We start from the raw sequence: 6,844 nt of genomic DNA on the forward strand, positions 1-6,844 counted from the left end.
ACCCACAATGGGTTATGGGATGGCTTCCGAGGACCCGGTATACAACCGGATAATGTCATCAATCTCCCCCGACATTTTCATCCGCAACAACGTGCGCAAGATCCGCTGCACCGGCACCTGCGGGTCATTCCTCACATAGCAGCCGACCTGCTGCTCCTGCAGCACCGCCACCCCGTGCAGTTGCTGCGCGGGCAGCAGGCGCTGGTTGAACCAGTCCAGCGTCCATTGATTGCTCACCGCATAGCGGTAGCGCCCGGCCAGGAGTTTTTCCAGCACTTGTTCCTGATTGCGCGCGTCATCGCGTTGCAGGCGATCGGCGTCGAACAGCGGTTGCAGGGTCGGGTAGGTGTAGCCGAGCACGGTGCCGATCGATTGGCGTGCAAGGTTCGCCGGATCGACGCGTGGTGGTTGATCCTGGCGGCTGATCAGCAGATCGCGCTGGAACAGCAGCGGAATGCTCCAGATGTAATCGCCGGACTGATTCGGCAGCCACGATTGTGCGGCATAGCAGCGCACATCGACTTCACCGCGCTCCATGGCACTTTGTACTCGGGTGCGCGGCAGGACGTGGAATTCGGCGGGCACGCCGACCTGCGTCGCGAGGCTGAGCATGATGTCGTGGAGGATGCCCTGGGTCGGGCGGCCGTGGTCGATCTGCACCATCGGCATCGCCCAGCTGTCGGCCACGACAAAGCGCAGCGGCGGTTCGGACGCGCTCACGCTCAGACTGATCCCCAATAACGCTCCCAAGGCCCAACGCATAAATGCTCCGATGAGTCCCGATCCCGAGCCGATATTTCCCCGCCAACAGCAGCTTAGCCAGATTAGACGAGCACACCGGATGCAATTTTGCCCTTGCTCCGCTAGCATTAGCCGCTTCAGCTTCCTTCGTTGCGACGGTTTTCGATGAGTTATCAGGTTCTTGCACGTAAATGGCGTCCGCGCTCGTTCCGCGAAATGGTCGGCCAGACCCATGTGCTCAAGGCTCTGATCAATGCCTTGGACAGCCAGCGGCTGCACCACGCGTACCTGTTCACCGGTACCCGCGGGGTCGGTAAGACCACCATTGCGCGGATCATTGCCAAATGCCTGAACTGTGAAACAGGTATCACCTCCAGCCCCTGCGGCGAGTGTTCGGTGTGCCGCGAGATCGATGAAGGGCGTTTCGTCGACCTGATCGAGATCGACGCCGCGAGCCGGACCAAGGTCGAGGACACCCGCGAGCTGCTCGACAACGTGCAGTACGCGCCGAGCCGCGGGCGCTTCAAGGTCTACCTGATCGACGAAGTGCACATGCTCTCCAGCCATTCCTTCAATGCGCTGTTGAAAACCCTTGAAGAGCCGCCGCCTTACGTCAAGTTCATCCTGGCGACCACTGATCCGCAGAAACTTCCGGCAACGATTTTGTCGCGCTGCCTGCAGTTCTCCCTGAAGAACATGACGCCTGAGCGCGTGGTCGAGCATTTGACCCACGTCCTCGGCGCCGAAAATGTGCCGTTCGAAGACGACGCCCTGTGGTTGCTGGGCCGCGCCGCCGACGGCTCGATGCGTGACGCCATGAGCCTGACCGACCAGGCCATCGCCTTCGGTGAAGGCAAGGTGCTGGCCGCCGACGTGCGGGCGATGCTCGGCACGCTGGATCACGGCCAGGTCTTCGACGTGCTGCACGCGCTGATCGAAGGCGATGCCAAGGCGTTGCTCGAAGCCGTGCGTCACTTGGCCGAGCAGGGGCCGGACTGGAACGGTGTGCTCTCGGAAATTCTCAATGTGCTGCACCGTGTCGCCATCGCCCAGGCATTGCCTGAAGGCGTCGACAACGGCCATGGCGACCGTGACCGCGTGTTGGCGCTGGCGCAGGCGCTACCGGCCGAAGATGTGCAGTTCTATTACCAGATGGGCCTGATCGGTCGCCGCGACTTGCCGCTGGCGCCGGACCCGCGTGGTGGGTTCGAGATGGTCTTGCTGCGGATGCTGGCCTTCCGGCCCGCGGACACGGCGGACGCCCCGAGGCAACCGCTAAAGCCAGTGGGGATCAGCCAGGCCACAGTTGATTCCGCAAACTCAGTGGCTGCCGCGCCTGAACCTGCGCGGGTAGTCGCTGCGGCTGTTGCGCCTGCACCGGTTGTTGTGCCAGCGCCAGCGCCAGCCCCGGCTCCTGAGCCAGCGCCTGTGGTGTCCGCTGCGCCGGCACCTGCGCCAGAACCAGAACCTGAGCCAGTCGTCGCCGAAGCGGTAGTCGACCTGCCGTGGAACGATCCGGTCGAACCCGAGCCACAGCCCGAGCTGGTGCAACAACCAGCCGTCGAACCGGTGCTGGAAACCGCCGCCGAGCAGCCCGAGTTGCCGCCGATGCCGCTGCCGACCCCGGACAGCGTGGTGCCGGATGCACCCGAGTGGGCTGCTGCGCCGATTCCCGAGCCGTCGGTCGCCGACGTCGATGCCGCCACGCCGGGCATGGACCTCGACGACGAGCCGCCGCTGGACGAAGACTACATCGAGCCGGACATGGATTCGGCCTACAGCTACCTCGACGACCTGGCCAGCGAACACACCGCCGAGCCGGCCCCGGAACCCGAGCCGGAGCCTGCCGCTGCGCCGGCCACCGGTCTGGCGTTGCAATGGCTGGAGCTGTTCCCGCAACTGCCGATTTCTGGCATGACCGGAAGCATCGCCGCCAACTGCACGCTGATTGCGGTCGATGGTGACCATTGGCTGATGCACCTGGACCCGGCGCACAGCGCGCTGTTCAACGCCACGCAACAGCGGCGCCTGAACGATGCGTTGAACCAGTTCCACGGTCGCACGCTGACCCTGACCATAGAGCTGATCAAGCCCGAACAGGAAACCCCGGCGCAGGCCGCGTCCCGTCGCCGGGCCAACCGTCAGCGCGAGGCGGAGGAATCGATCCACGGTGATCCGTTCATCCAGCAGATGGTCCAGCAGTTCGGTGCGGTCGTGCGACACGATACTATTGAACCTGTCGATGCCTTGGTCGCCCAAGGTTAATAACTGAGGGCGTTCGGCGTTAAGCGCCGGGCGCTGTTTTGATCCAAGTACTTTTGAGGTGATTCCCATGATGAAAGGTGGCATGGCCGGCCTGATGAAGCAGGCACAGCAGATGCAGGAAAAAATGGCCAAGATGCAGGAAGAACTGGCCAACGCCGAAGTCACCGGCAAGGCCGGTGGCGATATGGTCACCGTGGTGATGACCGGTCGTCACGACGTGAAAAGCGTCAGCATCGACCCAAGCCTGGTTGAAGGCCTGAGCGAAGATGACAAGGAAATGCTCGAAGCCGTGGTTGCTGCCGCCGTCAACGACGCCGTGCGCAAGATCGAAGCCAACAGCCAGGAAAAAATGGGCAGCATGACCGCCGGCATGAACCTGCCAGCGGGTATGAAACTGCCATTCTGATTCGCCTTTGCGGGTTGGATGAGCTACACAAAATGCCAGGCATTGCGCCTGGCATTTTTGTTTCCGTTTCTCGGGCCTTCGGTATTCATTTGTGGCGAGGGAGCTTGCTCCCGCTCGGCGACGAAGTCGTCGTAAACCCTGAAAACCCGGTATACCTGAAAGAAAGCAGGGGGAGCGCTTCGCACTCCAGCGGGAGCAAGCTCCCTCGCCACAGGAGTCGAGTAGAAACATCGAACGCTGTGATGTCACCAAGGTCTGCTCCCTATACCCCCGGATTCCCCATTCACAGGAGACGCTGACATGTCCGACCCTCTGACCCTCAATCAACGCTTCGTCCTCGCCTCGCGCCCGGTTGGCGCGCCGACCCCGGAGAACTTCCGTCTGGAGCGCGAAGCGTTGCCGGACCTCGAAGACGGGCAGGTGCTGCTCAAGACCCTGTACCTGTCGCTGGACCCGTACATGCGCGGACGCATGAGCGACGCGCCGTCCTACGCCGCGCCGGTACAAATCGGCGAAGTGATGACCGGTGGCGCTGTCAGCCGTGTCGAGGATTCGCGTCATCCAAAATTCCACCCGGGCGATCTGGTGGTCGGCCTGACCGGCTGGCAGAGCCACAGCATCAGTGACGGGCGCAACATCATGCCGATCCCGTCCGGTCTGCCGAGCCCGTCGATGGCCCTCGGTGTGCTGGGCATGCCGGGGATGACCGCGTACATGGGGCTGATCGACATCGGTCAGCCGAAAGAAGGCGAAACCCTGGTGGTGGCTGCCGCGTCCGGTGCCGTCGGCTCGGTGGTCGGTCAGGTCGCGAAGATCAAGGGCCTGCGTGCGGTCGGCGTGGCCGGTGGCGCCGACAAATGCAAATACGTGGTCGAGGAGCTGGGTTTTGATGCCTGCATCGATCACAAGGCGCCGGACTTTGCCGAACAACTGGCCAAGGCTTGCCCGAAAGGCATCGACATCTATTACGAGAACGTCGGCGGGCATGTGTTCGATGCCGTGGTGCCGCTGCTCAACCCCAAGGCGCGGATCCCGCTGTGCGGGCTGATCGCCGGCTACAACGCCTCCGAAGCGCCGAAAGGCCCGGATCGTCTGCCGATGCTGCAACGCACGCTGCTGACCAAGCGGGTGCGAATTCAGGGCTTCATCGTCTTTGATGACTACGGCGACCGTCAGCCGGAATTCATCAGCCACATGGTGCCGTGGGTGCGCGACGGCAAGGTGAAATTCCGCGAAGACGTGGTCGAGGGCCTGGAGCAGGCGCCCGAGGCGTTTATCGGTCTGCTGGAAGGGCGCAACTTCGGCAAACTGGTGGTGAAGGTTGCCCAGGACTGAGCATTTGACGCTGGCCGGAGGCGCGGGTATAAACCGCGTCTCGTTGTTTTGTCGGACTTTTTACCCATGAGCTTCAGCCCTTTGATTCGCCAACTGATCGACGCCCTGCGCACTTTGCCGGGTGTGGGCCAGAAAACCGCCCAGCGCATGGCGTTGCAGTTGCTCGAACGTGATCGCAGCGGCGGCACGCGCCTGGCCCAGGCCCTGAGCCAGGCCATGGAAGGGGTGGGTCACTGCCGTCAGTGCCGCACGCTGACCGAAGACGATCTGTGCCCGCAATGCGCCGACACGCGCCGCGACGATACGCTGTTGTGCGTGGTGGAAGGGCCGATGGACGTGTATGCGGTGGAACAGACCGGTTTCCGTGGTCGCTACTTCGTGCTCAAGGGCCACCTGTCGCCGCTCGACGGCCTGGGCCCGGAAGCCATCGGTATTCCGCAATTGATGGCGCGTATTGAAGAGGCGGGCACGTTTACCGAAGTCATCCTCGCCACCAACCCGACGGTGGAAGGTGAGGCGACCGCGCATTACATCGCCCAACTGCTCAGCAACAAAGGCCTGATCGCCTCGCGGATTGCCCACGGCGTACCACTGGGCGGGGAGCTGGAGTTGGTGGATGGCGGGACGCTGGCGCATTCGTTTGCCGGGCGTAAGCCGATTTCCCTCTGAATTACAGGGTGTCTGAGCAGACGCCTTCGCGAGCAAGCCCGCTCCCACAGTTGATCGAGTTCATTCAGATTGAATGCGGTCGAATGTGGGAGCGGGCTTGCTCGCGAATGGCGCACCTCGGTCTGACTGATTCACACAAACTTATTGAAAACCAAGCAAGCGCTCGGTTAACGTCGGCCAACCCTTCAGTGGAGTTCGCCGATGCCTGCCTTCCAGGAATACTTCGACCCCAGCCACCAAATGGTCCGCGACAGCGTCAGACGTTTCGTCGAGCGCGAGATCCTGCCGGACATTGATGCGTGGGAAGAAGCCGAAAGCTTTCCCCGTGAGCTGTACCTGAAGGCCGGGGCGGCGGGGATTCTCGGCATCGGTTATCCCGAAGCGCTGGGTGGCAGCCACGAAGGTGATGTGTTCGCCAAGGTTGCCGCCAGCGAAGAGCTGATGCGCTGCGGCTCCGGTGGTCTGGTCGCCGGCCTCGGTTCGCTGGATATCGGCCTGCCACCGATCGTCAAATGGGCCCGGCCCGAGGTGCGCGACCGTGTCGTGCCGTCAGTGCTCAGCGGCGAGAAAATCAGCGCACTGGCGATTACCGAACCCGGCGGCGGTTCCGACGTCGCCAACCTGCAAACCCGCGCCGTGCGTGACGGCGACGTCTACCGGGTGAGTGGCAGCAAGACCTTCATCACCAGTGGCGTGCGCGCCGATTTCTACACCGTCGCAGTGCGCACCGGAGCGCCGGGTTTCGGCGGCATCAGCCTGCTGTTGATCGAGAAGGGCACCCCTGGCTTCAGCGTAGGCCGCCAGCTGAAGAAAATGGGCTGGTGGGCCTCGGACACCGCTGAACTGTTCTTCGACGATTGCAGGGTGCCTGTGGGCAATCTGATCGGCGCGGAGAACATGGGCTTCGCCTGCATCATGGGCAATTTCCAGAGCGAACGGCTGGCGCTGGCGCTGATGGCCAACATGACTTCGCAGCTGGCATTGGAACAGGCGCTGAAATGGGCGCGCGAGCGTGAGGCGTTCGGCAAACCGATCGGCAAGTTCCAGGTGATCAAGCATCGGCTGGCCGAAATGGCCACGGCACTGGAAGTATCGCGCGAGTTCACCTACCGCCAGGCGGCGAAAATGGCGGCGGGGCAGAGCGTGATCAAGGAGATTTCCATGGCCAAGAACGTTGCCACGGACACCTCCGACCGGATCACCAGCGAAGCGGTGCAGATTCTTGGCGGTCTGGGTTACATGCGCGAAAGTCTGGTGGAGCGGCTGTATCGGGATAACCGCATTCTGTCGATTGGCGGCGGGACGCGGGAGGTGATGAACGAGATCATCAGCAAGCAGATGGGGCTATAGGTTTTGCGGTGATGCTGCAGGCCCCTTCGCGAGCAAGCTCGCTCCCACAGGAGAATGCATTCAACTGTGGGAGCGAGG

The 6,844-nt window shown here is 62.7% G+C and carries 6 protein-coding genes; 5 read left to right on the forward strand and 1 reads right to left on the reverse strand.

Going from position 1 to position 6,844, the window contains the following annotated elements; all coding sequences use genetic code 11:
- Nucleotides 1-12: 12 nt before the first annotated feature.
- Nucleotides 13-762 carry a substrate-binding periplasmic protein gene (locus NTD85_RS10260; RefSeq protein WP_262142070.1) on the reverse strand — a complete coding sequence of 250 codons (750 nt, stop codon included), beginning with the start codon at nt 760-762 and terminating at the stop codon, nt 13-15.
- A 144-nt stretch (nt 763-906) separates the two neighbouring features.
- Between NTD85_RS10260 and dnaX the strand changes: the two genes are divergently transcribed.
- The 5 genes from dnaX to NTD85_RS10285 all read left to right on the forward strand — a co-directional run bounded on the left by dnaX (nt 907) and on the right by NTD85_RS10285 (nt 6,766).
- The gene (gene dnaX, locus NTD85_RS10265; RefSeq protein WP_262142071.1) at nt 907-3,006 is read left to right on the forward strand and encodes a DNA polymerase III subunit gamma/tau; all 2,100 of its coding nucleotides are present in this window, start codon (nt 907-909) and stop codon (nt 3,004-3,006) included.
- A 67-nt stretch (nt 3,007-3,073) separates the two neighbouring features.
- Nucleotides 3,074-3,412, forward strand: coding sequence for a YbaB/EbfC family nucleoid-associated protein (locus tag NTD85_RS10270; RefSeq protein WP_003223337.1), 339 nt, complete (start codon nt 3,074-3,076; stop codon nt 3,410-3,412).
- A 300-nt stretch (nt 3,413-3,712) separates the two neighbouring features.
- On the forward strand, nt 3,713-4,747 hold the full coding sequence (locus NTD85_RS10275) for an NADP-dependent oxidoreductase (protein WP_103484599.1): 1,035 nt from the start codon (nt 3,713-3,715) through the stop codon (nt 4,745-4,747).
- A gap of 66 nt (nt 4,748-4,813) precedes the next feature.
- Nucleotides 4,814-5,416, forward strand: a complete 603-nt coding sequence (recR, locus tag NTD85_RS10280; RefSeq protein ID WP_003223341.1) for a recombination mediator RecR — start codon at nt 4,814-4,816, stop codon at nt 5,414-5,416.
- A gap of 201 nt (nt 5,417-5,617) precedes the next feature.
- Nucleotides 5,618-6,766, forward strand: coding sequence for an acyl-CoA dehydrogenase family protein (locus NTD85_RS10285; RefSeq protein WP_262142072.1), 1,149 nt, complete (start codon nt 5,618-5,620; stop codon nt 6,764-6,766).
- Nucleotides 6,767-6,844 lie beyond the last annotated feature (78 nt).

The sequence above is a fragment of the Pseudomonas sp. 13B_3.2_Bac1 genome (assembly GCF_025466205.1).
Taxonomy (GTDB): domain Bacteria; phylum Pseudomonadota; class Gammaproteobacteria; order Pseudomonadales; family Pseudomonadaceae; genus Aquipseudomonas; species Aquipseudomonas fluorescens_H.

Excerpts from the sequence above, each read along its gene's own strand:
- NTD85_RS10260 (WP_262142070.1), bottom strand. The coding sequence starts at position 762 with ATGCGTTGGGCCTTGGGAGCGTTATTGGGGATCAGTCTGAGCGTGAGC.
- NTD85_RS10270 (WP_003223337.1), top strand. The coding sequence starts at position 3,074 with ATGATGAAAGGTGGCATGGCCGGCCTGATGAAGCAGGCACAGCAGATG.
- dnaX (WP_262142071.1), top strand. The coding sequence starts at position 907 with ATGAGTTATCAGGTTCTTGCACGTAAATGGCGTCCGCGCTCGTTCCGC.
- NTD85_RS10285 (WP_262142072.1), top strand. The coding sequence starts at position 5,618 with ATGCCTGCCTTCCAGGAATACTTCGACCCCAGCCACCAAATGGTCCGC.
- recR (WP_003223341.1), top strand. The coding sequence starts at position 4,814 with ATGAGCTTCAGCCCTTTGATTCGCCAACTGATCGACGCCCTGCGCACT.
- NTD85_RS10275 (WP_103484599.1), top strand. The coding sequence starts at position 3,713 with ATGTCCGACCCTCTGACCCTCAATCAACGCTTCGTCCTCGCCTCGCGC.